The sequence below is a fragment of the Rhodococcus sp. SB1D genome (genome assembly GCF_048573875.1).
Classification (GTDB): Bacteria; Actinomycetota; Actinomycetes; order Mycobacteriales; family Mycobacteriaceae; genus Rhodococcus_F; species Rhodococcus_F qingshengii.
Map to the genome: position 1 here is coordinate 193,630 of NZ_JBMAIQ010000004.1, position 25,720 is coordinate 219,349.

The following is a 25,720-nucleotide window of genomic DNA, read 5'->3' on the forward strand; positions in this document are numbered from 1 at the left end:
TCATGAACTTTTCCCTGGCGTCACTGGTTGTGGATTCCGGCGATCTGGAGAGCGAAAGCGCGTTCTGGCACAGCTTGCTCGGCGGATCGATCACCAGAGCGGAAACACATCATTTTCTGCAGGCCGATGGACTCCCGGTGATCGTGGTCCAGCATGCACCGCGGCATGTTCCGCCGCAATGGCCTGACGGGACGCCTCAACAAATCCACTTCGACCTCGGCACGGATGACGCGCTGGCCGCGGACGCGTGCGTGCTCGCGGCCGGCGGTCGACGGCTGCGGCCGACAGACGATCCCGTCGCCCCCGCGCAGAGAGGTTCGCGTGTGTATGCCAGCCCGGCCGGGCACCCGTTCTGCATTCGTGCGGTGTGAAGCCGAAACCTCAGGGCCCAGAAGGCTCGGTTCCACGGAGAACCTACTTGCGCTGAGGGCCGTTTCGGCAGGAGTGGCGCTGTCACAATGGCCGGGAGCTCCGGCTTCTGTTGGATGCGCTCGACGGCAGCTGGATCCCCGTCAGCTTCATCGCCGACGACGACTGCACCCAGTGCGGACGCGCCTCGTGAATAGCTGTTGCGCGGCGGCTCGTCCCGCACGGGCGCAGCGGTCCTGTGCTGCTTCCTGCACACGAGTGGACGATCTGACTACCAGGGCGTTAACCGCCCGTGGCGATTTATTGGGTGACCACGTCCACGTCCATTGCCTCCCCGAGGGGGCCGAGCGGCCAGCCGAAGAATCCGTAGTCGAGCATCACCGAGCCTCCTATTAGGGGCAGTAGCCGCGGAGCCAGCAGGGGGCGTTCTCAACGACCCACTGTCGGACCTCCGGCGGGAACAGAATGGCTGGCATCAGCCAGTAGATCAGCGGGAAGTGCATCGCGGTCCCTCTCCTCAGGTAGAGCACGTAGCCGAACGGCGCGCGCAAGTTTTCTGTGCCAGGGCTGCGTGATGGCTGTTCAGCAGGGCACGGGGACCTGGAGCGCACCGATCCCCGGCGATATACCGCCGCACCACTACTGGGAGAGCGCCCCGATCGTCGTCGGTGACCGTCCGAAAACGGCCGCGGACTACTGGCGCGACACTCATGCCGGCGCGCCAGCTGACTGGAGAAGGCGCCGACGGGAGGAATCCTGCGGGTTTTCGTCCGAGCCGTTCGTGCAGGAGCACCGTCCCGGGCAGTAGCGCTCCCAAGTAAAAGTGCTGGTAAAGCGAGTTCCCGGCCGTTCGGAGCGCTTGAGTAGGTCTGTGAGTCAGGCGCCGTGCACGCTGACTTCGTGGACCGCCGTGACGGTGCTGGCGAGGAGTCGGGCACGTCGCCGCAGAGTGACCATCGCGGCCTCAGTTTGTGTGGACAGATCGGCTCGGGTTCGATGGAACCGGTGTGAACGATCGGTTCACTTGGAGAGGATCTCAATGACCGCGACCATCGCAACCGCAAATCCCGTCGCTCATACGGCCCTGCTGGGACTCGGCGTGTACCGACCCCGACGGGTCGTACCCAACGCGGAGATCGTCGACCGGATCGACTCCTCCGATGAGTGGATTCGCACCCGCTCCGGCATCACGGCCCGCGGCTGGGCTGAGCCGGACGAGACCATCGTCTCGATGAGTGTCGCGGCCGCCAGGGACGCGCTCGCCGCCGCCGGGCTCGCAGCGGACCAGGTCGACGCCGTCGTGCTGGCGACGTCCTCGCAGATGGTGCTCGGCCCGTCAGCCGGCGCGGTGGTGGCCACCGAGCTGGGAATGGACGACACCGCGGCCTTCGACATCTCCGCTGGCTGTGCGGGCTTCTGCTACGCGCTCGGTAACGCCGCGAGCCTCGTGCGCGCCGGCCAGGCACGGCACGTGCTGGTGATCGGTGTGGAGCGCCTGTCGGACCTGCTCGACAAGACCGACCGCACTTGCGCGTTCATCTTCGCTGACGGTGCCGGCGCTGTCGTGGTGGGACCCGACGATGCAGAGGGCATCGGCCCCGTCGCGTGGGGCTCGGATGGCAGCCAGACCGCGGCGATCAAGCAGGACAAGGACTTCACCCAGTATTTCGGCGAGGTGGCGGAGAAGGGTGCCGACGCGGAGCGGCCGTACATTCGGATGAACGGCCAGGCCGTGTTCCGGTGGGCCGTGACGTTCCTCGAGAAGGCGTGCCGCGCCGCGCTGGACAAAGCCGGAGTCACCGCCGACGACCTGGACGCGTTCGTGCCGCATCAGGCCAACAGCCGCATCACTGACGCCCTGATCCGGACCCTCGGTCTGCCCGACACCGTCGCCGTGGCCCGCGACATCGTCGAGACCGGGAACACCTCTGCTGCGTCGATACCGATGGCGATGGAACAGCTCCTCCGGTCCGGCGAAGCGAAGCCCGGCGACACCACGCTGCTGCTTGGCTTCGGCGCCGGCCTGGCCTACGCGGGTCAGGTCGTCCGCCTACCCGCGATCGTCTCGGGTCAGTAGAAGGCTCAGAAGCCGCGACGAAGTGCCTGGGCGCGGTCGCGAGTGGTGAATATCTGCCCTCGCACTCATTTCGGGTGCGGGGGCATTTTACTGCTCTTACCAGGCAATATGACACGTCCCGCCGATTTCGTATAGGGGTGATCGTGATTGGTCTCCCCCCGGATCTGTACTGCGGGATCCGCTGGAATCGGGCGTGTGGCCAGGGGTTCGCAGATGGAACCTCTTCGCTGCCTGGTGGAATCAGTTCTGAGGCCGTTCAGTATGCGCCGAATTCGGCAAATCGGGGGAAGTGGCGGTAGTCGATGTCGTTGACGCCGCGATCGCGAGAATAGTCGGCGAACAGCAGTGGCCGGGCGGTGGATTCGCCTCCGACGAGTGCGGGGCCGCGCCCGGACATGTGTATCGAGCGGAGACCGGTGATCGGGACCCGATGTGCCGTCAGCTTTCGGCTCAGGAGGGCGTGCTGTTTTCGGAATGTCGATGGCGGAGTGTGTATGTCAGGTTGAGAATTCCTGACAGTAGTAGTCCGCCGCCGATGTAGCCGATGAAGACAGGCAAGAAGTTTTTGTTGTCCAGGCGGCGGCTGTTCCACCATAAGAGCCTGAAAACTGCTGCGGCCAAACCCAATACGTTCTTATCCAGGGTTGACGGGCCATCCACAACGGGTCTGCAATGCATCGCAGCGTCGCAGATCCGGCAAGGACCTGCCAGACTTGAACGTCACCGCTCTCATCGGGGGTGAAGCCCGACCGACCGTTGTCCTATCGGCTGGAGGCGCGGCCGATTGGGATACCGGAGAACCGGCCGGTCGGGTCTACGTCGTGTTTCACCGAGTGCAGCCGGGAGAGGTTGTCGCCAAAGGTTGCCGCGGCACGCTCGCCATCACTGTGCTGCAACAGGTTCGGATACGCTGCAGGCAGACCGAGCGGCTCCAGTTGACTCAGCAGCTCGTCCGCCCATGCAACCTGCTCGTCGTGACCATTGGCGTCCGTGGTTGTCGCGATCATCTCCACCATGAGGTGTGGCTGCCGAAATGCCCAGGGTGAGACGCCAGATTCGGTGCGAGTGGCGGCACCGTGGAAGTGATGGATGTTCACAGCGCTCAACTGTGACGTACGGCCTCGCTCTCCGTCCTCCAAAGCGTCGATTGCTGCAGGGGTCAGACCGGGCAACGACACCGTCCGAACCGTGTAGTGCTGTCCCGCGGGAAACATCCCGTCGAGGGCGTGCAGCGCCTGAGCGGGCGTGGCCGCGTGTACCTCGGACATCAGCGGCGTTCCGAGCTTCTCCGCAGCCTGCACCCACGGCGCCCCCTCCCGGGGATCACCGTTCCACTGCACCGCCATGAGCAACGCAGGGTTGCCGTCGGGGCCGCTCGTGATCGCGGGTCGCAGTGCGAGCTCGTCCGGAACGCTGGGAAGCAGCTGATCGAACCCGGTGAGGACTTCTCGGATCTCGGTCGTACTGAAGGCGATGACACCTGCAAGAACGTCAGGCAGTTCGGTGAGGCGAATCTCGAGCGACGTGACGACACCGAAGTTTCCGCCTCCGCCCCGAAGCGCCCACAACAGGTCCGCGTTCTCGTTCGCCGATGCCCTCGTGATCGATCCGTCAGCGAGCACGACGTCTGCGGAGATGATGTTGTCGGCGGCAAGACCGAGGGTGCCAAGGTAGGGCCCGTAGCCCCCGCCCAGTGTGAGCCCGCTGACGCCAACCTCATTGACCGTCCCGACCGCTGCAGCCAGACCGTGCTCGCCGGCAGCGTCCATCAAATCATCCAGCCGTGCACCGCCTTCCACACGAGCGACCCGGGCGCCGACGTCAATCTGAACGCCACGCATCTGCGACAGGTCGATAGTGATCCCACCCTCGGCGTGAGCACTGCCCGCCCAATCGTGCCCGCGACCGCGGATGCCGACGGGTGCTGTCTGAGGGGTCGCCTACAGAACGCGCTGCACATCCGGGGCACCGGCCACTCGTGCAATGAGTGCGGGACGGCGCGGCGGGCGTGCGCTCCACAGAGCAGCACTTCCCTCGAACGCTTCATCAGCGGGCGCAATGATCTGCCCATCAATGGATGCGCTCAGCGATGCTGCCAGCTGGTCCCAGTCATGTTCTGCTTGCATTGTCTCTCCTGTCATCCTTGCGCCGCGGCGGTCGCGGCGCCGGTCGAATCGTGTGACGAGGGGCGTCACAGACTGCACTTTGCCTGCTCCGGAGGCGACTTGAGGTCAACGAGATAGTCGGCGACTATGTCGTCAACACATTCGTTGGTTCCGTCGGCAGCGATGGTGTGCTGTTCACCGTCGACGGTGAGCAGGCTGCCGCCCAGGGTGTCGGCAAGGTTCACGCCGCCGTCGTAGGGCGTGCTCGGATCACCGGTGATCGAGATGGTGAGTGTGTCGGGTAATCCACTGATACCAGTGGCGTAGGGGTAGTCCAGATCTGGTTCAGCGGGCCACGATTCGCAGGCATCACGCGCGCCGCCGGCGCCGATTCCGGCATCAGTGAACGGCGCCACTTCCTGGATTTTGCGTTTGAGTTCGACTTCCTGTTCGGGCGTGTGGCGCTGCTCGTCCATACAGTTGATCGCGAAATTTGCTTCGGAAGAATTGGGGTAAACGCCGTCCTCTCCGCGTCCGCCGAACACGTCGCTGATCTGCAGCAGCGTCTCCGGTGATCCGTTGCGCAGTTCACCGATTCCCTTGGTGATGACAGGCCACACCCTGGAGTCGAACAGGCCCGCGGTCACCGCGCCGTAGGCGGCGTCGAAATTCATCCGCCGGCCGTCAGCCGTCACAATCGGATTCTCGATCAGTGGGCGCGTGATGCTGTGGAAGACCTCGACGGCTCGGCTCGGGTCTGTTCCGAGCGCACAACCCGCCGTCGACGCGCAGTCGACCGCCATGTCGTCGAAAGCCTTTTGGAACTGCTGAAATTGCGCCACTCGGCGTTCGGCCGTGCCCAGATGCGGGTCGATGCCGCCGTCAAACACCATCGCCCTGACGTTGGCCGGGAACATCTCGGCGTACACCGCGCCCAGCCTGGTGCCGTAACTACGTCCTAGGAAGGTCAGCCGATCGTCACCGAGCACTGCGCGAAGGACGTCCATATCGCGGGCAGCGTTGCGGGTTCCGACCGCAGAGAGGACGTCGTCTCCGCCGGACCGCTGCGAGCACCGTTCCACGATCGTCCGGGTGTCCGCTTCGGTCCAGGACCCGGATCCGGTCAACACTGTCGTAGTGCCCTGTCCCGCATCGATTTCCGCGTCCGTGAAGCATTCGATCGCAGGTGCGGACGCCGCGACCCCGCGAGGATCGAAACCGACCAGGTCAAATTTCTCCGTCACTTGGCTCTGGCTCAGCGACCCCGCTGCGAGCGCGGCCATGCTCATGCCCGCTCCTCCAGCGAGCCGACGCGTACTGCACCCGGCGTCAGAGCACTCGACCGGATTGCGGTGATGTTCACCTCTGGCACGACCTCGGAGCCCAAAGGTGTGGTCCTGACCCAGGCTGCCTACGCGCAGGTGGCGAGGACCATGTCGAGGACCATCCAGCTCGCGTCGGGGGATCGGTGGTTTGTGACGCTGCCCCTGTTTCACGCCAACGCGCAGTACTACTGTTTGGCCCCGGCCATCGAGGTCGGGGCGAGTGTGGCTATGACAGCGAGCTTTTCCGCCTCTCGATGGATCTCGCAGGCGCGCGAGCTAGATGTGACCCACGCGAGTCTCTTTGCTGCCCCGATCAGAATGATCCTGGCACGAAGCCAGGAAGAAGAAACGCCGTTGTCGCTCAAACACGTGTGGTTCGCCCAGAGTTTAGGTAAGGAGCATCATGCCGCGTTCGGGAGGCTCGTCGGGGTCTTACCACGTCAGTTGTACGGAATGACCGAGACCGTGGCGATCGTGACGGCTGACAACCGCGAGCCGCCCGTTCATGACCTAATCGGGCCTGCGGCGGCATCCCGGCAGATCAGGGTGATCGATCCTCGAACCGCGCAGTTAGCCGTCCCTGGCCAAGCGGGCGAACTTCAGGTATTCGGCCACCGCGGCTGGGATCTGTTTGCCGAATACCTCGATGCCCCCGGCATCAACGCCAGGGTCTTTTTGGATGACGAAGACAGCGGCGCGGGCGGGAGTTGGTTTCGTACAGGCGATCTGGTCGTGATAGAGCCCGACGGGAATTCACTCCGTTTCGCAGGCAGGATCGACGATGTCATCAAAGTCGCCGGAGAGAACGTCAGTCTGACTGAGGTGGAAGCCGTTATCGCTCAGGCTCCCGGTGTTCTGGAGGCCGCCGTTGTAGCGCAAGTGGATCCAGTTCGCGACCAAGTACCAGTGGCCTATGTTGTCCTGAAAGACAAGGCGAACCGACCGCTGGTCGAGGAATTGGACCGATTCGCCGTCCGGAGTCTGGCACCCGCCGCTCGGCCACGCGAATGGCACTTCATCGATCAGCTTCCTCGCACCAGTGTGGGAAAGATCCAACGGTTCCGTATCAGGACCGACGGGTAGGCAACCGATGGCCGACCGGACTCTGCAGGAAGGTGCAGCCGCCATTCCTCGGCGACGATAAAGGGCCCCTGGCGTTTTGGGGGACGGATCACGCTCCAGACAAGCGCATACTTGAGCCATGAATCTTCAGGAGCTGGGCGCCTTTCTGCGCTCGCGTCGCGACCGCGTGAGTCCCGATGAGGTGCAGATCCCCACGGGTACTCGCCGCCGGGTTGCAGGGTTACGTCGCGATGAGGTCGCCGAACTCGCCCACGTATCTGTCGACTACTACATCGAAATTGAGAGGGGTACGGCGCAGCCTTCGGCCGGGGTACTGGATGCCCTCACCGCGGCGTTGCGAATGAGTGAAGACGAGCGAGCACATGCGTTCACGCTCGCCGGTCGTCGCCCACCTCGGCATGACTCGACGACCGAGCTGTTGCCGGCGATGCGCGATCTGCTGGGGCGGTTCGGCGACGTTCCGGCCTACGTGACCACTGATCTGCAGCTTGTTCTTGCTCAGAATAGTGCGGCCACCGCGCTGCATGGGCCGATCCCTGAATCATCTGACCTGACGGAGAGCTATGTCTATCGGTGGTTCACCAACCCGGCCGTGCGCGCCCAATTCGATGACGCATACCACGACGCCGAGGCCCGCGCGCTGGTCGCAGACCTTCGCGTGGGTGTCGCCAGGCGAGGGCCGTTAGACCTGGAGGCAGCGGAGCTCATCGGGGCCCTCGCCGAGCGAAGTCCGTGGTTCGCGCGGCTCTGGTCTCAGCAGGATGTCGGGATCCGGCGGGCAGAGAGCAAGAGACTGAACCACCCCGGGCGAGGGTCGATCAAGTACGACTGTTATGCGCTGCTTAGCGACGATGCCCGTCAGCGCGTGGTGTGGTATGTCCCCACCATTGAGTCTTCACTGGTGTCGTCGTTCGACGCGGCTGGCGGCAAGGGGTAGTCCGCCGCTTCTGTCGCGGCCGAGACATGATCGAGCGAACTCGGCCGTACGTTGATCAGGTTTGCACAGTGGGTTACGTAACGATCTCGTTGTCGCGCTGTGTCACAGAACATTCTCGTTAATGTGACAATCCCTTCGATAGTTCCCTGGCTAGACGGATCTTTGGCGGCAAGCATCTCGGATCCGGTCTGCCAGGATGAAGTCCTTGTCAGTCCAAATCGCCGGACTCTATCCGGGCCACGAGGTTGACATGCTCGTCACGAACTTCTTTTGCCACGGCTACGAATGCCTCGACCAGCGGGGTGGGGCGCCCGCGCCATCCGATGCACAGCTCCGAACCCGGTACCTGTTCGAGCCTTCGGTACACCAGTGATGCCCGGCGTGCGAACCGGTTCATGCTGGACACAGATACCGACAAGGTTAGTCCGGCCGCGACATTGTCCAGTTCTTCGTCCATGGTTGCGGTTTCCCGACCGATTCTGGGCAGGCTATCCTCGTCGACCCCGAGGTCGCGCAGTGTCCAGAACGCGCGCCAACGTGCGTCGTCGGTGTTTGGTGCAGAAATCACCTGATCTTGCAGATCGGACAAACACACGGAACTCTGTGCGGCGAGAGGATGGGAAGTCGTCATTCCTACTACGAGTGGTTCTGTGAACAAGACTTCAGTGTTCAAATCGGTCAGCTCGATAGGCAGCCGCAAAAATGCCACATCTGTCTCCCCGGACCGCAGACCGCAGGATGGATCTGTGAGGTCGTAGCTTTCGATTCGAGGACTGACGGAGGGGTGGTGAGCCCTGAACTCCGAGATGATCAAGGGGGTCAATTCCAGTGCTGACGCCGCAAAAAAGCCGATCCGCAAAACACCGGACATTTTGGAGTGAGCGCGGCGCGCGTCCTCTACGCCCGAGTCGAGGGCTGCCAGTGCTTGACGTGCTGCTCGGAGAAAGGCCGTTCCGGCGTCGGTCAGTTCGACTGCTCTCGTTGTCCTCGTGAAGAGCGGCACACCTACGTCGTGTTCGAGTTCGGTGATGCTGCGACTCAAGCCCTGTTGGGACACGTACAGTTTCTCGGCCGCACGCGTGAAGTGAAGGGTTTCGGCGAGAGCGATGAAGTGTCGAAGTCGACGCGTGTGAACATCCATCTGACTCGCTCTCGGTATTTGAGTTGTGACGCAGACCCATCTTGGGCTATCGGACCCCGATTCACAACAGGGCAGAGTTAATTGGCTCAAAACTGTTGTTTCCCTCGTCGGAAGCGCATCAGGCACACTCACAGGACGAAATGTGACGTGCATCTCGACTGGTTTCGAAGTTGCCTGTCCCGCGCGAGGGGCCTGATTTCACCTGCTGTGCCGGACAACATCTGGAGACCTGGCATGCCCTGGCCCGGCGGGAAGGCACATATCGCCGACTCCTAACGCTGTCGGAAGTCGAGTGGGGCGCGACTATCCGGATCAATCAATAGCTGAATCACTCAACCGCTCCTAGTAGGCGGATCCAATGTTACGAATGGAGGAAAGACCGTGTTTTCTCTGGAAAATCGAGTTGCCGTAGTCACAGGGGCGGCGTCTGGAGTCGGCTTGGCCATCGTCCGCCGGTTCATCGCAGCAGGTGCACAGGTAGCGATGTTCGACCGCTCGGATGCGTCGACCATCGCCGAGCAAATCGGCGGGACGTTTCACTTGGTTGACGTCGCAGACGACGCCTCTGTTGGTGCTGCATGCGATGCCGTAGCTGAGTTGCACGGGCGCATAGACGTGATGGTCAACAATGCCGGAGTCTTCGACATCGCAACCATTGAATCCTCGTCCGACGACGATTGGACTCGGCAATACCGCATAAACACCCTTGGTCCGCTTCACGGAATAAAACACGCGGCCCGGCACATGCCCGCAGGCGGATCGATCATCAATACGTCCTCTGTCGCCGCGCTCATGGGCTTTCCCGGGTACGGCGGTTACTCGACCTCCAAGTCGGGCGTCGTTGCTCTGACGAAGGTCGCGGCACTCGAATACGGCTCCCGCGGCATCCGGGTCAATTGCATTTGTCCCGGGTCGGTCGAGACGCCGATGCTCGCTTCGCAGGACAACGCCGCCGACGAAATCGGTTTGGTGACCGTGGCGTCGGCGACGGGTCGCATTGTGATGCCCGAAGAGGTCGCAGCCCTGGTCCACTTCCTAGCCTCGAACGAGTGTGGCTCGATTACCGGCGCCGCCATCCCGATCGAAGGCGGACTTACGAGCGGTTTCACTCCAGCCCTGGCTGAAGCAGCGAGCGCCAGCTCTCAGAGGGCCGAGTAGGCGTTCCTTAAACCACCTCGTTCGAAACCATCGGCGAGATCCCCCATCTCAGTCAGGTAGGCATGCCATGTCTCATCAATCCTCCACGGCGCCCTCCGGTTCCGTCGCCGGAACCGAAACCAGTCCGACGCCTGCCCCTGTGGGAAAGGGCATCGGCGTGCGAGGTGTCGTATTCCTGGTAGCTGCCGGCGCCGCCCCGCTCGCCGCTGCGGTAGCGGTGTTTCCCGTTGTAGTCAGTTCCAGCGAAAGTCCGGTTTCGCCCCTGTTTTTTGTCGTTGCTGCACTTGCGCTCGCAGTGTTTGCCGTCGGATTCACTCGCATGGCTCACGAAGTCAGGGACGCCGGCGCCTTCTACGACTTCGTTCGTGCCGGATTGGGTCAGGCGTTCGGGCGTGGAGCAGCCACGTTGGCGTTGGTGTCGTATGCGTTGCTGTTTGTCGCGCTCGTCGCATATCTGGGGGCTTCGACCGGAGCTGCTGTCGAGTTCTTCGCCGGCGTCGTCATCCCATGGTGGGTGTGGAGCACCGGGTGGCTGACAATTACCGGCGTATTGGCATACCGCGACATTGCTCTGAGCACGAAGATTCTCGGTGTTTCGTTGATATTCGAAGTCGCGATCATGCTCGCGCTCGATGTCGTCATGGTGTTCCGCGGTGGACCCGAAGGAACCGATGCGTCGTCCCTGAATCCGCTGCATTTCACGGAGGGCACACCCTCGCTCGGCCTGATGTTCGCATTTTTTGGGTTTGTGGGATTTGAGGCCACCGTCATCTTTCGAAGTGAAGCACGCGATGCGCAGCGAACCATCCCGCGAGCGACCTACATATCGATCGTCTCAATCGGGTTGTTCTATGCGTTCAGTTTGTTCGCCATCGCCGTCGGCGCAGGCCCCGACAGTCTCGTCGCTAAGGCGACCGAAAGCCCTCAGAGCCTGATCATGGATCTCGCGTTGACGTTCCTAGGGGTCTTCGGTCGGAATGCCATTCAAATTCTCGTATTAGTAAGCCTATTCGGCTGTTTTCTAACATTCCACAACGTGCTCGCCCGCTTCACATTCAACTTCGGTGCGGCGGGCTTGCTTCCCGTAGGACTAGGTCGAGCGCATCCACGTCACCGCGCACCCTCTCGTGCGTCGGTGGTGGTAACGGTGTTCGGGATGCTTGCAATCGCCGGGTCCGTCATGCTCGGCTTGGACCCAGTGCTCGACGTGTACACGTGGTTCTCCGGGGCAGCCACCCTGGGAATTATTGTGCTGATGGCTTTTACCTCGTTGGCGGTGATGGCATACTTCCGCGGACACGAACGCGGATCCTGGCTGACCACGTTCATAGCGCCAGCAGTTTCGTTGATGGCGTTCGCAGGACTGATCTTCCTGGTGGTGAAGAATTTCCCGCTATTGGTCGGTGGCAACGGTGTCGCGGTCGTCTTGATTTCACTACTGACTATTGCGCTGGTTGGGGGAGCCGGCAGCTCCGTGCTCGGCAAATCATCGGCGGCGAGCATCTAACCGACCGGATCCGTTTGGAGACGTTCGCTCCATTTTCATCGTCCACCGCGGGTGCAGAATTTGCATGGTGCCGACCCTTGAATGTATCTCTCCGACAGAATGATCCGTCAAAATTTGAGTCGAAATCGCCGCAATATTCGAATGCGCGTCACCCCTACCTCCCGCACGCCGAACGGCGGATTGCGGTCGTTTACAGAAAGCGAAGCATCATGACTGGCCAGTTGGAGAACAGAAGTATCGTCATCACAGGCGTCGCCGATCCACAGGGAATCGGCTTCGGGACGGCGCGAGTGCTCGCGCAGAAAGGGGCGCGGCTGACCCTCGTGGATATCTCTGAGCAGGTGCACGACCGACGCGACGACCTACTGCATGAAGGATTCGATGTCCGCGCTGCCACTGTCGATTTGACGGTGCATTCAGATGTTTCCGAGATGATCGACCAAACCCAAAGGGACGCCGGTGCTATCGACGGCTTGGTAAACCTCGCGGGTATTGCAGCACGCGCCAAGAAGGGCGACGATGTCGACTTCGATGTGCCACTCCTTGCCACGACATCGATCGACTCGTGGGAGCGCACGATCGCGATCAACCTCACGACTCAATTCAACTGTGTGCGTGCTGTTCTGCCGCACATGATTGAGAGAAGGTACGGCCGCATCGTCAATTTCTCCTCCGTCACCGGACCGGTCGGCGCTATCGCGGGACTCGGCGCCTACGCAGCGGCCAAGGCAGGTGTAGTGGGTCTCACCAAGTCGATCGCACTCGAGAACGGTCAGTTCGGTATCACTGCAAACGCGATTGCGCCTGGGTACATCAACACCGCCGCACTCACGCCCGGCATGCATATTGGGGGAGAGAACACCCCGCTCCGGCGAAGTGGTGAGCCATACGAGATCGGCGCGCTCGTCGGATTTCTTGCCGCAGAGGAGTCTTCGTACGTCACAGGTCAGCTGATCACCATCGACGGAGGAAACATGATTCAGGAGTACAAGGGCCCCGGCGAACTCGTTCTGTAGCAGGCAGACCTGTAGCAGAGGCGGAAGAGATAGTCATTCGCCTCTCCGCCGTCCTTACCTCCTAAACGTTCACCGAATCTACTTGGACTTCAGTTCCAGAGAGGAGCCAGTCGTGCGCAGGTCCCTCACCGCCGATGGTGGTATCACGACACCGACGCTCGGATTCCTCGTCAACCCTGTCGCTGGGATGGGCGGTAGCGTCGGACTGAAAGGAACCGACGGGCCCGGCATACTCCGCGAAGCGAAACTCCGCGGCGCCATGCCTGGCGCTGAGACACGCGCCGTTCGCGCATTGAAGCGACTGTCGACGACGACGTCGTCCTTTCGAGTGCTCGCTGGCCCGGGGGAAATGGGGGCGACCGCCGCGCGCGTCGCGGGCTTGAAACCGGAAACATTGGGCCGGTTGAACTCTGGCGACTCAACCGCAGCGGATACACAAACGACGGCACGCGCCATGGCCGAACGGAATGTTGATCTGATTTTGTTCGTCGGCGGTGACGGTACTGCACGAGATGTACTCGCCGCGGTCGGAGACCGCGTTCCCTTACTCGGTGTACCCGCCGGCGTGAAAATGCAATCTGCGGTGTTCGGCACCAGTCCGGAGAACGCCGGCTATCTGGCAGGGCTGTTCCTGGCTCGAAGCCCGGCGGCCAAACTCCGTGAAGCCGAGGTGATGGATCTCGACGAGGGGGCAATTCGTGAGGACAGGTTGTCGGCGCGACTCTACGGCTACGCGGTCAGCCCCTTCGAACGCCACCTCGTTCAAAACGCGAAGTCTGGATCGCGAGCGGGAAGCGAGAGGGATCTTGACGCGGCTGCCCGGCAACTGGCAAACACCATGCAGGCAGGCTGTCTCTATATTCTGGGACCGGGCACAACCACCCGACGCGTAGCTGACGCCTTGGGTTTGCCTTCGACGCTATTGGGTGTTGACGTCATCCTGGATGGGCAACTGATAGGGGCCGATGTCGACGAACATGCGCTGCTTCATCTCGTGGGAAATCACGAAGCACGCATTGTCGTCAGTATTCTGGGTGGGCAGGGCAGCCTCTTCGGCCGCGGAAATCAGCAAATCAGTTCGAAAGTTATCGAGAAGGCCGGACTCGACAACATCTTGGTGCTTGCATCCCTGGACAAGTTGATCGCCCTCCACAATTCACCGATACGGGTCGATACCGGTGATTCCGAACTCGACACCCGTCTCGCCGGCTATATCCGTGTTCGCACAGGAGATGACCGCAGCACGATTCTCAGAATCGCCTAGTTGCCACCAATCTTTGTACCAAACAATGAAACTGAGGAAACTTCATGAGTAGACCCACAGCCCATCCGTACATGGCCAATTCGGTGCCCGCCGTTCAAACGGAGATGCTCGAAGCGATAGGCGTCACGGACATTGCGGAACTGTTCGAACAGATTCCTCTCGACCATCGCACCACCCGGCCGCTCGACTTGCCACCAGCACTCAGCGAAGGCGAACTCCGGCGTCACCTTCTGAGCACTCTCGCGAAGAACCGTACGTGCGAACAGAACTTGAGCTTTCTCGGCGCCGGTCTGTGGCAGCATCATGTCCCCGCAGCGTGCGACGAGGTGGTCCGCCGGAACGAGTGGCTAACATCTGTCTTCGGAGAGCCCAGCTCAGATCACGGCCGCAATCAGGCCTGGTTCGAGTTCTGCAGCCAACTTGGCGAGCTGCTCAAACTTGATCTGGTCGGATTGCCCGTTCGCAGTTGGGGTTCCGCTGCAGGACATGCCATAAGGATGGCGGCTCGTATTACACAACGAACTGAAGTAGCGATTGTTCGCGCGATCGATCCCGAACGGTTGTCCGTCATTCGCAACTACTGCGAGCCGGTCGAAATGGAAAGCCATATCGCAGTCCGTCTAGTTGACTACGATCCGGCCACCGGGCTGATGAATTTGGATGACCTCCGCGCCGTAGTGGGCGAGCAGACTGCGGCGGTGTACTTCGAAACGCCTTCTTATCTCGGCGTGATCGAGCAGCAGGGAGCGGAGATCGCAGCCATCGCGCGTGCTGCGGGCGCGGAAACCATTGTGGGCGTCGATCCGATCTCGCTTGGCGTTCTTTCATCACCAGTAGATTTCGGCGCGGACATCGTCGTTGGCACGGTTCAGCCGCTCGGTATCCACATGCATACCGGTGGCGGGGTCGGAGGTTTCATAGCCTCGCGCGACGAGGATCGTTACGCCCATCAGTACCCCACGTTGTTCATCAGCATCGCCGAGACAATCAAGGCCGGCGAGTACGGGTTTGGTCTCAGCCTGTTCGAGCAGTCCTCTTATGGTCTGCGAGACAAGGGAAATGACTGGACTGGCCATTCGGTATATATGTGGGCGATCGCCGCCACCACGTACATGGCAATGATGGGGCCGCAAGGGTTCGAAGATGTCGGCGGACTCATTCTGCAGCGTGCACACTACGCCGCACAACTATTGTCCGACCTCGACGGTATCCACGTCACCTTTCCGTCCGGTTTCTTCAAGGAATTCGTCGTCAACTTCGACGGCACCGACAAGAGCGTCGACGAGATCAACGCAGCACTGCGGGATCTTCAGATTTTTGGGGGCAAGGACCTATCTCGGGATTTTCCTGAACTGGGTGCCAGCGCGCTGTACTGCGTCACAGAAGTTCACACAATGGCCGACATAGAGCGCCTCGTTGGCGCTGTCAGGAAGGCGACCGCGAAATGAGCGTCAAGATAGAAGAGATCCAGGCGCCGGTCTGGAACGAGCCGGTGATCATGGAAATGGGTTACCCCGGCCGTCGTGGCGCGTTGTTTTCGCCAACCGAGGAAGCGATCGAGGCGCGCGTTGGTGCTGCAGTCGACCTGGTTCCCGCCGCTATGCGCCGTCGCGACCGCCCCGCGTTGCCAGAACTGTCTGAGCCGGAGGTGCTGTACCACTATTTGCGATTGTCACAGCAAACACTGGGGATGATGGGTACTAGCCTATTCGGCACCTGCACGATGAAATACAACCCGCAGATCAACGAGGCAATTGCCTGGCGCCCGGAAGTCACTGAGGTACATCCACTTCAGCACGAAGACACGCTGCAAGGGACCCTGGAAATTGTGCACGGTATGGATCGCATTCTGCGTGAGCTCTCAGGAATGGACCAGTTCGTCTTCCAAGCTGGCGGAGGCGCCGAGGCTGCCTTCGTTCACGCCGCCGTGACACGCGCCTATCACGCGTCCCGTGGCGAGTTGGAGCAGCGCAACGAAATCATCACAACTATTCAAACCCACCCCTGCAACGCGGCGACAGCTGCCGCCGCCGGGTTCAAAGTCATCACGCTCATGCTCGACGAGAACGGTTACCCGTCGCTCGACGCGCTCAAGGCCGCGGTTTCCGACCGAACGGCAGCCTTGATGGTCGGAAACCCCGACGATATGGGTGTCTACAACCCCGACATGAAAGAGTGGGTACGAATTGTTCACGAAGCAGGCGGCCTCTGCTTCTACGACAGTGCTAACTTCAACGGAACGATGTCGAAGATTCGTCCGCGCGAAATCGGATTCGATGCGTGTATGTTCATGCTTCACAAGACCTTTGGAGCACCCAAGAGTGGCGTCGGCGGGCCTGCCACTGGAGCCTACGGATGCTCGGCAGCGCTCGCACCGTTCCTGCCGGCGCCAATCGTCACGGTTGATGGCGATCATTACAGTCTTGATCACGACCGCCCGCAAAGCGTCGGAAAGATACGCGAATTCTGGGGTAATGTTCCTGTGATTCTCAAGGCTTACGCGTGGGTGCGCGCCATGGGGGCCGACGGAATTGCGCAAGCGTCGGACATCTCCGTGCTCGGGAACAACTATATGGAGAAGGGGCTCCTCGCAATTCGAGGCGTGACTCGCTCGCACCCGGAGAGTAAGAGCCCTCGCCTCGAAATGACGCGATACAGCATGCAGACTCTCAAAGATGAGACCGGCGTCGATGTGCACGACGTACAAAACCGCATGACTGATTTCGGTATCGACGCAATGTGGACCAGCCATGAACCGTGGCTGATTCCTGAACCCTTTACGCCTGAGGCCGGCGAAATGTACGGCAAGGAGGCTTTGGATCGCTGGGTCGCGGTACTCGCGCGCATTTCGGATGAGGCGTACTCAAACCCCGATATCGTCAAGACTGCACCTCACAACCAGGCCATTCACCGATTGAAGCCTGGCGTCACCGACGATCCGCGTACCCGGGCTACGACGTGGCGCGCGTTCCAACGAAAGCTCACCGAGAGCCGTACGTAGGTCGACGTACTTGTGTGCAATTCACCGTCTGACTCTCTCGATCCATGTTTATCAATTCTCATGACATAAATCTTTTATGGGTGCACACATCAGCACAAGGGTCGTAGCAAACTTTTAAATTGCTTTCTCGGCCAAGCTTATGCGCGATTATCAACAAGGAGCCTTCATGGCGGGACTGGATACCCCGGTAACACCCCTAAAATTTCTCGAGCGCACAGCTGAGGTTCATCCGAATAGGATTGCGGTGATAGACGGAGATCGGAGGATTTCGTATTCCGGCTTCGCCTCAGTCGTCACACGCCTCGCCCACGGTCTTCGTCAGTCCGGGGTTCGGCCCGGAGACCGAGTCGCCTACCTGGCAACCAACTCAGCTGAACTACTTGCCGCCCACTACGCAGTTCCGCTGATCGGTGCAGTTCTAGTTGCGATCAATACGCGACTTTCACCAGCGGAAATCGAATACATCTGTAATCACTCCCAAACCGTCATTTTGCTTGGCGATCCCAATCTGCTTGGACAGCTACACAACTCACCGTTGCGGACGGTGCGCGAGACGGTCCAACTACCGCAGCAGGACGGTACCTATCCAGACGTCGGGTCATCACTGATCAACTACGAAACGCTCATGGCTCGCGGATCGGACGAGCCGTTGCCATGGGAGATCGACGACGAGACCCGAACTATCTCAATCAATTACACCTCCGGTACGACGGGACGCCCGAAGGGTGTGATGTATACCCACAGGGGTGCTTACCTCAACTCCCTGAGTCAAATACATCACCAAGGTTTCGACGCAAATACCCGATACCTGTGGACATTGCCCATGTTTCACTGCAACGGGTGGTGTGGTCCCTGGGCGATAACTGCGGCATCCGGAACTCACGTGTGTATCCGTGCAGTCCGCGGTGACGCGATGTGGTCACTGATCGACAACGAGAAGATCGACCATATGAGCGGTGCTCCGACGGTGCTCACCACGCTGGCCGCAGCCGAATCGGCGCATCCACTCAAGCACAATCTGACCATCACTACCGCGGGAGCCCCGCCAAGCCCAACCACAATCCAGGCGGTCAGGGCACTCGGAGCCGACCTAGTGCACGTCTATGGACTGACCGAAACTTACGGGCCGTGTGCGGTCTGCGAACCTCAGGCAGCGTGGTCCGCTCTCGACGAAGAAACACTCGCAAACTTGCTGGCGCGTCAAGGAGTTGGGATGCTCGCATCCGGTCCGGTGCGGGTCGTGCGCACCCAACAGCAGCCTGGTGGCGAACTCGTCGATGTCGTGAGAGACGGCACCGAGATAGGCGAGATCGTCATGCGCGGAAACATCGTCATGAAGGGCTACTTCGAGGACGAACAGGCCACCGCAGAGGCTTTCTCCGGCGGCTGGTTCCATTCCGGAGATCTGGGGGTCATGCACCCCGATGGTTACGTTCAGCTCGTGGATCGTGCTAAAGACATTGTCATATCCGGAGGAGAGAACATCTCGACGGTCGAAATCGAGCAAGTGCTTATGAGTCACCCGTCAGTATCGGACGTCGCGGTGATCGGCGTTCCGGACTCGAAATGGGGAGAGCGGCCGAAGGCATTTGTGGTTGTCGAATCGGGCTCCAAAACTTCCGATTTTGATTTGACACAGTTCGTACGAGAGCGCATCGCGGCTTTCAAGGCGCCGCGCGAGATCGTATTTCTCACCGAACTGCCGAAGACATCAACTGGAAAGACACGCAAGAACGAGCTGCGAGATAGCGAATGGAATGGAAAGCGCGAGCGAATCCGCGGGTGAGTGCATATAGACGAAAAATCACACATCCTCGCGCTGAGTTAAGGTGGTCGGCCGATTTGAATAGGCTCACTTTTGGCTGACTGTATGAGAATTGCATCAATCTCGAAAGGACGCTGACATGACAGAAGACGCAGCTCGCCGGGTACTCGCCGAAATCGAGGAATCACGTGAAAGAATCATCCAAGACGTAAAATGTCTAGTTGAGGTACCCAGCGTGAATCCGAATTATCCAGGAGTCCGGTCCGAGGAATACCTCGGCCAAGAGTCTGAGGCGAATCTCTTGCTTCGGGATCGGTTTGGATATCTTTTCGACCGCTCCCAACTCGTCAAGAGTCAAGAGCGACGGGAAAACTTCGCCGGGGTCGTGAATGGAAGTGGTACGGGTCGATCGCTCCTACTCAACGGACACATTGACGTCGTGCCAGCAGGGAATCCCGATAAGTGGGAAACTGACCCCTTCATCGCCAGCGAAGTCTCCGGGAGAATCCACGGCCGAGGCGCAAGTGACATGAAAAGTGGCGTGATAGCGGCATTCAGTGCGATCGAAGCGATTCGTAGGTCAGGTATCCAGCTTACTGGCGACTTGGTTGTCCATTCAGTTGCAGGCGAGGAACTGGGCGAGCACGAAGTCGGCACAGGATGCGTGCTTCAGAACGGCTACACGGCGGACGCAGCCATCGTTGTCGAGCCTTCAGCTAGCTTCGACTCGCCGCTGACCATTAATCCGACTGCTGCCGGCCTGTTGTGGGGCAGAGTCCGGGTTGAGGGATTAGCCGGGCACCCAGGGCTTCGACGCGAGTTGGTGCGCGCAGGTGGAGTCGGTACACGCGCAGGCGTGAACGCAATCGACAAGGGGTACCTGGTTTTGCAAGCGCTGTACCGAATGGAAGAACAGTGGGGAATGAGCAAACAGCGACCACTTTTCAAGCCAGGGCAATTCGTCGTCATGCCGGGTACGATTCACGGTCGGGGGAAAGACATCGATATCCCGTTCGTATTCGCTGAATATTGCGAGATAGATTTCATTGTCTGGTATCCACCGGAGGAGGACTCAGATTCGGTAAAGCTTGAAATAGAAAACTTCGTCAACTGGTCAGTCTCTTTGGATCCATGGCTAGCAGAAAAACTGCCCACCTATGAGTGGCCGGTTGAGTTCCCAGGTTTCAGTACCCCGGCTGATCACGAGATTGTGCGTACTCTCGGGAAAAGTCACGAGCGCGCAAACGGAATCTCGGCAATCGTCGAGGCGTTTCCAGCCGCCTGCGATGCCACATGGATTGCGAAAACTGATATCCCGGTCGTGAATTACGGCCCCGGTCATTTAGCAAATGCGCACAAGCCGAACGAGTATTGCGATGTCGGCGAAATATTCGCGGCGACCAGGAGTTTGGCGCTCACTGCTCTTGAGTGGTGCGGTGTGAAATGAATACTCTGTATTAGGTGTGGCACTGCCAAGTTGTTGCGATCCGCTAATCTGAGATGATCCGGTGATGTCGTCGACGTATAGGGTTCCGATTCCCGCGCGAGATCATCCCACATTGTGTGGCTCTACCATCGGTTCACTCTCTCGTTCGCGACGTCGAGTTACTGATGTCCTCACGGCGGGTTCGGTAGTTTTGGCGACTGCGAGGACCTGTCCGAGTTCGCGCCGGCAGAGTGCACGAGGACAAGTGCGTCATGCAAGTGACGAACGCCTGAGTGTCGGCTATTGGGAACGGTGTGCCACCGGTTCGCACTGCGGACCGGCGGCATTCCGTGTGGTTCGAACACTGCCCATCCGAAGGTTCGAATATGTTGCTGTACAACAGATTTACTCCAGAAATTGATTGATCGAGATGACATTTTCCCGTAGTGTGACGTGTGCAACATCGCGCACTTCGGCGCACATTCACCTAACACTCTCCAGGAGACTGCCATGGGTTCATCCGACACCGATCTCAAACTACTCGACAGTGTCATCAGTGTCGCAGGTGCGTTGGCGGCAATATTCGGCGGAGTTGCCGGTGTTGCCGGGCTCGCGACATTCCTCGGGACCGGCGGCGGATCGTAGGCGGCTTACGTTCGGTCTCACCGATGGGGATGAAAGCTCGATCTCGACGATCAGATCCGCGTGCGAGCAGACTGCCTTGAGCGCGTTGGTATTCGGGTAATCGACCGCTCGTACCCACTCTGCAGCCGCCCGGAACGTTTTCCGGAGCGGCTGTGGCGATTCTCTGGACGCTCCGAGTGAACGACCGCGGGAACTTCGACCTATCAGGTCGGGTCGCCCTTCTCCTATCCGACTCCGGCTTTCGATTCACTTATCGTGAAAGCGGCCGGCCAGGATCGTGAAGGTCACAGCTCCGGAAGGCTGCGACCGGTCCAAACGCCGTGCGGCCCGGAAGGTTGTTGGTTGCGCGCGGTAGTGGAATGCCGAGAACGACGGTGTGAACGTCCCGCGTCGACCGGCTTGGGGTGCTTGGGCGGCGAGATGCCGGGGAGGAATGTGGCGGCGTCGGTGGGTGTTGGTGGGTAAGGGGTTGGTGGTGGGGCGGTCTTCGAATGAGCTGTGCGCAGCCGATTCGGCTGTGGCGTTGGAGAGTGCTTCGCGGGTGTGGCGGCCGGTTGTCGGATCCTCGTGTACTTATACGCCTTCCGATGACCAGCGCGAGGTGAGGATGGCGTTCGGCGAAAAGGCCAGACGACGACTCCGCGGGGTGTCGTAGAACAAATCCCCTCGACTGCATCTTCCCTCTCAGCATCCACATATGGTGGTGCCTGTCGCGTATTTTCGGCGCTGGGTATTCCGATTGCCTGACAGTCACCGGCTGCTCAGAACGGCGTCGACCGTTCTCATCATGTTCTCTCCAAAGGCCTTCCGTGAGAAGCCTTCGGCCCATGCGCGGATTGCCTTCGCATTGAAATCGTTTGGATCGAATGTCTCCATTGCTTCTGCGAGACCTCCAACTACCTTCGCGTCGTCGCCAGGGGCCACGAGAAGACCGGACTTGCCTGGGATAACTGTGTCGAGGGCACCGCCTTCGCCCAAAGCGATCACTGGGGCCCCGGTGGCCATCGCCTCGACCGGGACGATGCCGAAGTCCTCGACGCCGGGCATCAGCAGGGCTCGGGCTCGTCGGTAAAGATCCAGAAGCTGATCGTGGGGGACTCGCCCGACAAAGACCGTGTCTTCGGCGGCCAACTCCTTGCATACGTCCATCCATCGGCCATCGCCCACAACGACGAGTTTCTTGCCCGCCTGCCGTGCGGCTCTAATCGCAAGGTCTGGACGTTTGTAAGGCACCAAGCGGCCGGCAAGAAGGAAGAAATCTTCCCGTTCGATCGAGAAATCAGGGGTGAATCCATGGGTGTCTACAGGGGGGTGCACCACCACTGCTTTTCTGCCCCACCAGCGTTCAATCCGGTCGGCAACTTCGGTCGAGTTCGCGACTACCTGGTCGAGTCGGCGCACAGCTTTCAGCTCGCCGCGTCGCGCGACTTGCGCCAATGCTGCGAGCACGGCAGCGCCAGCTACGCCTCCCGACTCTTGCGCGCGAAAGGCGGGATCCCAGGCCCAGCGCGCCGGACTGTGTACGTATGCGATCACCGGGGCGTCGGTGGCGAAGGCCGCTTGTGTGGCGAATGCATGGTGGCTCACCACCACCGCATCGACCTCTCCCAGTTTCATGCCGCGAAAAGCGCTGGGTAGCAGCGGCATCAGCGGTGCGTAAGAAGACCTTCCCAGCATCCGGTAGGCGCCGTCGACCCAGGTGGTCACAGGAGGGGACGAAAGTCCTGAAGGTATGCCGGCAGGTCGTGCAAGAGGCACATGGACAGTGGCTTGCGGCCAAGTCAGGGATAATTGCTCGACTACATGTTCAGAACCTGCGATCTCGGTGAATCGCTCGTGCACTATCGCTAATTTGGGTTCGTTCATGTTTGCTTCGAGACTCCCTCGGCGTGTGACAGTTTTTCGATACGTGCTCTTTGGATCGGGCGATTCGGCCGATTGAGCGTTGTTGATAACCAGCCAGATTCAGCTTCGGTGCCGCGGATGCAACTGAAACGACCGATGGTCCGGCAAGACCAGTACGTTCGTGCCGAAGATACCATTTCATCGGCGAAATCGGACATTTGACACGGCAGCATTGTCTCCATCAAATTGACGGACCTGCAACAATTCACCTATGGACACTCCCAGTACAGGTCAGGCGAGCCGCGATGGCGAGTTGGTTGATCTGTTGTTCGATGCCCGACATATCCGTCAGAGTGGTATCGGCACCTACATCAGGACCCAAATTCCTATACTCGAGCAGGTACTCAACGAGCGCGGATTCAAGCTGGCCATCCTCGCCGACCGAAACGCGGAACCGCACACCAGCAAAGGAACTCGTGTTATTTTCGCGGATCCCGCGGGTGTCCGAATGTACTCAATGGGTGAACAGCGCGTGTGGCGTCGCGCATTGTCGGCAACCCACCCACGGGCACTGTGGGTTCCGCACTACCCCTTTCCTTTTGCACTAACGTCTCCTCGCAATCGGGACCTTCGATACTTCTCTACGGTGCATGACACGCTCCATATCGAAGACAAGAAGCTGAGCGACCAGAATCGCGCAAAGAACGCGTACGCGTGGACGATGCTGAAACTTAGTGCGCTGAGGGCTGCAACGATTTTCACCCCGTCTCAGGCCACCGCTCGTTCTATGGCTGCCATCGCACCCTCAACTGAGGTACTGGTGACACCGATACCGGTAGACGACGTGTGGTTCTCTGAAGCTGACTCGGCATCGTCGCCAATTCAGCGGCCATACATTTTGTATGTCGGCAATATCAAGCGGCACAAGAACTTACCGGTACTTCTGGACGCATTTGCGAAAATCTCAGATTCCATCCCACACACACTGGTGATAGCCGGTGGCGATGAGTCACTCAGGACACTCGACGACCGAATCAACCAGCTTGTGGCAAGCCTGGGTGAACGTGTGCAGTTGACTGGCCGACTTCCGTTCGACAGTTTGCGTGCTCTGGTGGCTCAGGCGGATTTGTTGGTGATGCCTTCACTTTTCGAAGGCGCTGGTCTTCCGCCGCTGGAGGCAATGGCGTCGCGTACCGCTGTTCTGGCGTCTGACATCGCAGTGTTGAGGGAAACATGCGGCGACGGAGCAGAGTATTTCGATCCGCACGATTCCGCAGCCTTGGCCGAACTCGTGAAAACGTACTGTGACAACGAAGACGCCAGGGCATCGTTGAGTCACCGTGGAGAGTTGCACGTCAAGCAGCGCCAGTCCGAGATCGTGTCAACAGCTACTGCCGAGAAGATTTGTTCCTTCCTGAGTGAGGCACCCATTGGCTAATCGGTCGTCGGCGCTGTCGCGTCGCAAATTTCTCGGAATGGTTCCGGCAGCGCTGGCACTCCCTGCCGCTCTGCCAGAACCCTTCAACGCCGTTCGCCGCGCAGTGAATGGTGGTGACATCATCGATGTCCGCGACTTCGGTGCCGTAGGTGACGGCACACAAGATGACTCGACTGCTATCGGCAACGCCATCGCCGAACTGAAATCTGGAGACGTCTTACTTTTTCCTCCAGGTCAGTACCGCTTTGCCCAGCGTCATCCAGCAAGCGGGGCGGCGATCTCGATAGTGGGGATCTCCGATGTTTCGATCGACTTCGACACCGGTGCCGAACTTCTGATGGACAACCTGGACGACAACGGTGCCGGCACGAGTCACGGCATCGTGCTGCGTGGTCCGCTGGAGCGCGTATCTCTTCGCAACGTCGCAGTGCGGTGGGCAAGCCAGCCGGCGCTGCGGTCGATGGGCGACGGTATCAGGGTCGTGGGTTATGCATCGGACACGTCGGCAGTCCCCGATGGTTGGACCGGCTCGGGCAGGCCTGTTGATTGGGTGACTTTGAGCGACTGCAGAGTCGAGTCGAGCCCGCAGGCAGGTGTGATCATGATGGGCGTTTCCGACATCACTGTTGACGGACTTCACGTCGAGAACACCATGGCCGACGGACTCCATTTCAACGCGTGCCGACGCGGAACCGTCGAACGGTATTCAGCAACGAACACTGGTGACGACGGTTTGGCACTGGTCACCTACTATTCTCCAGAAGCCCAGTTCGACAGCGCTTCCGAGACCTTTTCCTTCCCTACGTTGACAGAGTGGTCGAACACCGACTTCGATGTCACCGATGTCCACGTGTCGGGCGGTGCGGCAAACGGAGTGCGTTTGGCGGGGGTCAATCGATCAACGGTAGCTGCAGTAGTGGTCGATGGGATATCGAACGGCGCAGGTGTCATGGTTGACTCGGCATCGCCGGACTCGGGCGCCGGGTGGCACTATGTGGCATCGCGCGGCGTGCGGCTGGATGGGATCACCGTTGAGGATTCTCATACAGGGCTGCACGTACTGGCAAGACCGAACGGGTCGACTGGCGACGCTTTCAGCCGGTTCGACCTAGAGGTAGCGGGCGTTGCCGTTAACAACTGTCGTTACTGGTCGGTTCTCGTGGAATCTATTGCAACCCCGCCTGTTACCGGCATTTCCCTGATCGATTGCACGGTGATCGACACCGAAATAGGTCCAGGTACCGGAGCTGTCGGGCTGCAGAGGACCGAAGGTGTTTCACTGGGAATCGTCTCCATCACGACGGCGAAGTCTGCGGTGGCGTTCTCAGCCGACAACTCGGCACAGTTCACGATCGATCAGCTCAATGTGACCGTGACGGGTCCGCAGCTCGGTTCCGAAGCCGGCGGACCATTCGCCGTGTTCCAGGGCTCATCCGGGACAGTGGTTGCTGCGGATTTGGTTTGGGAGCAAGCACCCTCGTCGTGGCTACCTGTTTTGATCTTCAGTGACAGTTGTGTCGGTGGCACGCCTACGAACCCGGAAGTGAGCGTGGGTACCGTGACAACCACCCCGCCGAAGGGAGAGCCGGTCTTCGTCGCCTGCCGATGACGAATTCGA

20 protein-coding genes and 1 pseudogene are annotated in these 25,720 nt (G+C 60.1%); 15 read left to right on the forward strand and 6 right to left on the reverse strand.

Features of this window, described 5'->3' with window-relative positions:
• Positions 1-2: 2 nt before the first annotated feature.
• On the forward strand, positions 3-371 hold the full coding sequence (locus ACN50D_RS12375; RefSeq protein ID WP_212633656.1) for a VOC family protein: 369 nt from the start codon (positions 3-5) through the stop codon (positions 369-371).
• 1,037 nt (positions 372-1,408) lie between these two features.
• Positions 1,409-2,446, forward strand: coding sequence for a beta-ketoacyl-ACP synthase III (locus tag ACN50D_RS12380; RefSeq protein ID WP_212633808.1), 1,038 nt, complete (start codon positions 1,409-1,411; stop codon positions 2,444-2,446).
• Positions 2,447-2,702: 256 nt separating this feature from the next.
• On the opposite strand, the gene ACN50D_RS12385 is transcribed toward ACN50D_RS12380, so the two are convergent.
• From ACN50D_RS12385 to ACN50D_RS12400, 4 genes and pseudogenes are all read right to left on the reverse strand, one after another.
• The gene (locus ACN50D_RS12385; RefSeq protein WP_212633657.1) at positions 2,703-2,843 is read right to left on the reverse strand and encodes a hypothetical protein; all 141 of its coding nucleotides are present in this window, start codon (positions 2,841-2,843) and stop codon (positions 2,703-2,705) included.
• A gap of 364 nt (positions 2,844-3,207) precedes the next feature.
• Positions 3,208-4,362 (reverse strand): annotated as a pseudogene (locus tag ACN50D_RS12390) (FAD-binding oxidoreductase); the annotation flags it as partial.
• A gap of 24 nt (positions 4,363-4,386) precedes the next feature.
• A complete protein-coding gene (locus ACN50D_RS12395; RefSeq protein ID WP_212633658.1) occupies positions 4,387-4,572 on the reverse strand; it encodes a hypothetical protein in 186 nt (61 codons plus the stop codon).
• Between the two features lie 65 nt (positions 4,573-4,637).
• Positions 4,638-5,840 (reverse strand): alpha/beta fold hydrolase, encoded by a 1,203-nt coding sequence (locus ACN50D_RS12400; protein WP_212633659.1) that lies wholly within the window; start codon positions 5,838-5,840, stop codon positions 4,638-4,640.
• A gap of 66 nt (positions 5,841-5,906) precedes the next feature.
• Here ACN50D_RS12400 and ACN50D_RS12405 point away from each other — a divergent pair, with 66 nt between their 5' ends.
• Together ACN50D_RS12405 and ACN50D_RS12410 are read left to right on the forward strand one after the other, a co-directional pair.
• Complete coding sequence (locus tag ACN50D_RS12405; RefSeq protein ID WP_372450140.1) at positions 5,907-6,959, forward strand: class I adenylate-forming enzyme family protein; 1,053 nt, start codon at positions 5,907-5,909, stop codon at positions 6,957-6,959.
• A 118-nt stretch (positions 6,960-7,077) separates the two neighbouring features.
• Positions 7,078-7,896, forward strand: coding sequence for a helix-turn-helix domain-containing protein (locus ACN50D_RS12410; RefSeq protein WP_212633660.1), 819 nt, complete (start codon positions 7,078-7,080; stop codon positions 7,894-7,896).
• 208 nt (positions 7,897-8,104) lie between these two features.
• Here the strand turns inward: ACN50D_RS12410 and ACN50D_RS12415 are convergent, their stop codons facing one another.
• Positions 8,105-9,037 carry a LysR substrate-binding domain-containing protein gene (locus ACN50D_RS12415; RefSeq protein ID WP_064689708.1) on the reverse strand — a complete coding sequence of 311 codons (933 nt, stop codon included), beginning with the start codon at positions 9,035-9,037 and terminating at the stop codon, positions 8,105-8,107.
• A 381-nt stretch (positions 9,038-9,418) separates the two neighbouring features.
• Here ACN50D_RS12415 and ACN50D_RS12420 point away from each other — a divergent pair, with 381 nt between their 5' ends.
• The 9 genes from ACN50D_RS12420 to ACN50D_RS12460 all read left to right on the forward strand — a co-directional run bounded on the left by ACN50D_RS12420 (position 9,419) and on the right by ACN50D_RS12460 (position 20,819).
• Positions 9,419-10,195 carry an SDR family NAD(P)-dependent oxidoreductase gene (locus tag ACN50D_RS12420; protein WP_212633661.1) on the forward strand — a complete coding sequence of 259 codons (777 nt, stop codon included), beginning with the start codon at positions 9,419-9,421 and terminating at the stop codon, positions 10,193-10,195.
• 67 nt (positions 10,196-10,262) lie between these two features.
• Complete coding sequence (locus ACN50D_RS12425) at positions 10,263-11,702, forward strand: APC family permease (protein WP_212633662.1); 1,440 nt, start codon at positions 10,263-10,265, stop codon at positions 11,700-11,702.
• 209 nt (positions 11,703-11,911) lie between these two features.
• Entirely contained in the window at positions 11,912-12,718 is an 807-nt protein-coding gene (locus tag ACN50D_RS12430; protein ID WP_197941440.1) for an SDR family oxidoreductase, read from the forward strand.
• 112 nt (positions 12,719-12,830) lie between these two features.
• The gene (locus ACN50D_RS12435) at positions 12,831-13,982 is read left to right on the forward strand and encodes an ATP-NAD kinase family protein (protein ID WP_212633663.1); all 1,152 of its coding nucleotides are present in this window, start codon (positions 12,831-12,833) and stop codon (positions 13,980-13,982) included.
• 44 nt (positions 13,983-14,026) lie between these two features.
• Positions 14,027-15,430: an aminomethyl-transferring glycine dehydrogenase subunit GcvPA gene (gcvPA, locus tag ACN50D_RS12440; protein WP_212633664.1), complete on the forward strand. Its 1,404-nt coding sequence runs from the start codon at positions 14,027-14,029 to the stop codon at positions 15,428-15,430.
• Positions 15,427-16,983, forward strand: coding sequence for an aminomethyl-transferring glycine dehydrogenase subunit GcvPB (gene gcvPB / locus ACN50D_RS12445; RefSeq protein WP_064689703.1), 1,557 nt, complete (start codon positions 15,427-15,429; stop codon positions 16,981-16,983). Before gcvPA ends, gcvPB begins: the two co-directional genes overlap by 4 nt.
• Positions 16,984-17,149: 166 nt before the next feature.
• Complete coding sequence (locus ACN50D_RS12450) at positions 17,150-18,769, forward strand: AMP-binding protein (protein WP_212633665.1); 1,620 nt, start codon at positions 17,150-17,152, stop codon at positions 18,767-18,769.
• 118 nt (positions 18,770-18,887) lie between these two features.
• A complete protein-coding gene (locus ACN50D_RS12455; RefSeq protein WP_212633666.1) occupies positions 18,888-20,195 on the forward strand; it encodes an ArgE/DapE family deacylase in 1,308 nt (435 codons plus the stop codon).
• A gap of 489 nt (positions 20,196-20,684) precedes the next feature.
• Positions 20,685-20,819 (forward strand): hypothetical protein, encoded by a 135-nt coding sequence (locus ACN50D_RS12460; RefSeq protein WP_257217608.1) that lies wholly within the window; start codon positions 20,685-20,687, stop codon positions 20,817-20,819.
• 750 nt (positions 20,820-21,569) lie between these two features.
• Here the strand turns inward: ACN50D_RS12460 and ACN50D_RS12465 are convergent.
• A complete protein-coding gene (locus ACN50D_RS12465; RefSeq protein WP_212633667.1) occupies positions 21,570-22,685 on the reverse strand; it encodes a glycosyltransferase in 1,116 nt (371 codons plus the stop codon).
• Between the two features lie 250 nt (positions 22,686-22,935).
• Here ACN50D_RS12465 and ACN50D_RS12470 point away from each other — a divergent pair, with 250 nt between their 5' ends.
• Together ACN50D_RS12470 and ACN50D_RS12475 are read left to right on the forward strand one after the other, a co-directional pair.
• Complete coding sequence (locus ACN50D_RS12470) at positions 22,936-24,102, forward strand: glycosyltransferase family 4 protein (protein ID WP_212633668.1); 1,167 nt, start codon at positions 22,936-22,938, stop codon at positions 24,100-24,102.
• Positions 24,095-25,711: a glycosyl hydrolase family 28-related protein gene (locus ACN50D_RS12475; RefSeq protein WP_212633669.1), complete on the forward strand. Its 1,617-nt coding sequence runs from the start codon at positions 24,095-24,097 to the stop codon at positions 25,709-25,711. The genes ACN50D_RS12470 and ACN50D_RS12475 overlap by 8 nt, the downstream gene beginning before the upstream one ends.
• Positions 25,712-25,720 lie beyond the last annotated feature (9 nt).

Excerpts from the sequence above, each read along its gene's own strand:
- ACN50D_RS12375 (WP_212633656.1), top strand. The coding sequence starts at position 3 with ATGAACTTTTCCCTGGCGTCACTGGTTGTGGATTCCGGCGATCTGGAG.
- ACN50D_RS12380 (WP_212633808.1), top strand. The coding sequence starts at position 1,409 with ATGACCGCGACCATCGCAACCGCAAATCCCGTCGCTCATACGGCCCTG.
- ACN50D_RS12385 (WP_212633657.1), bottom strand. The coding sequence starts at position 2,843 with ATGTCCGGGCGCGGCCCCGCACTCGTCGGAGGCGAATCCACCGCCCGG.
- ACN50D_RS12395 (WP_212633658.1), bottom strand. The coding sequence starts at position 4,572 with ATGCAAGCAGAACATGACTGGGACCAGCTGGCAGCATCGCTGAGCGCA.
- ACN50D_RS12400 (WP_212633659.1), bottom strand. The coding sequence starts at position 5,840 with ATGAGCATGGCCGCGCTCGCAGCGGGGTCGCTGAGCCAGAGCCAAGTG.
- ACN50D_RS12405 (WP_372450140.1), top strand. The coding sequence starts at position 5,907 with ATGTTCACCTCTGGCACGACCTCGGAGCCCAAAGGTGTGGTCCTGACC.
- ACN50D_RS12410 (WP_212633660.1), top strand. The coding sequence starts at position 7,078 with ATGAATCTTCAGGAGCTGGGCGCCTTTCTGCGCTCGCGTCGCGACCGC.
- ACN50D_RS12415 (WP_064689708.1), bottom strand. The coding sequence starts at position 9,037 with ATGGATGTTCACACGCGTCGACTTCGACACTTCATCGCTCTCGCCGAA.
- ACN50D_RS12425 (WP_212633662.1), top strand. The coding sequence starts at position 10,263 with ATGTCTCATCAATCCTCCACGGCGCCCTCCGGTTCCGTCGCCGGAACC.
- ACN50D_RS12430 (WP_197941440.1), top strand. The coding sequence starts at position 11,912 with ATGACTGGCCAGTTGGAGAACAGAAGTATCGTCATCACAGGCGTCGCC.
- gcvPA (WP_212633664.1), top strand. The coding sequence starts at position 14,027 with ATGAGTAGACCCACAGCCCATCCGTACATGGCCAATTCGGTGCCCGCC.
- gcvPB (WP_064689703.1), top strand. The coding sequence starts at position 15,427 with ATGAGCGTCAAGATAGAAGAGATCCAGGCGCCGGTCTGGAACGAGCCG.
- ACN50D_RS12450 (WP_212633665.1), top strand. The coding sequence starts at position 17,150 with ATGGCGGGACTGGATACCCCGGTAACACCCCTAAAATTTCTCGAGCGC.
- ACN50D_RS12455 (WP_212633666.1), top strand. The coding sequence starts at position 18,888 with ATGACAGAAGACGCAGCTCGCCGGGTACTCGCCGAAATCGAGGAATCA.
- ACN50D_RS12460 (WP_257217608.1), top strand. The coding sequence starts at position 20,685 with ATGGGTTCATCCGACACCGATCTCAAACTACTCGACAGTGTCATCAGT.
- ACN50D_RS12465 (WP_212633667.1), bottom strand. The coding sequence starts at position 22,685 with ATGAACGAACCCAAATTAGCGATAGTGCACGAGCGATTCACCGAGATC.
- ACN50D_RS12470 (WP_212633668.1), top strand. The coding sequence starts at position 22,936 with ATGGACACTCCCAGTACAGGTCAGGCGAGCCGCGATGGCGAGTTGGTT.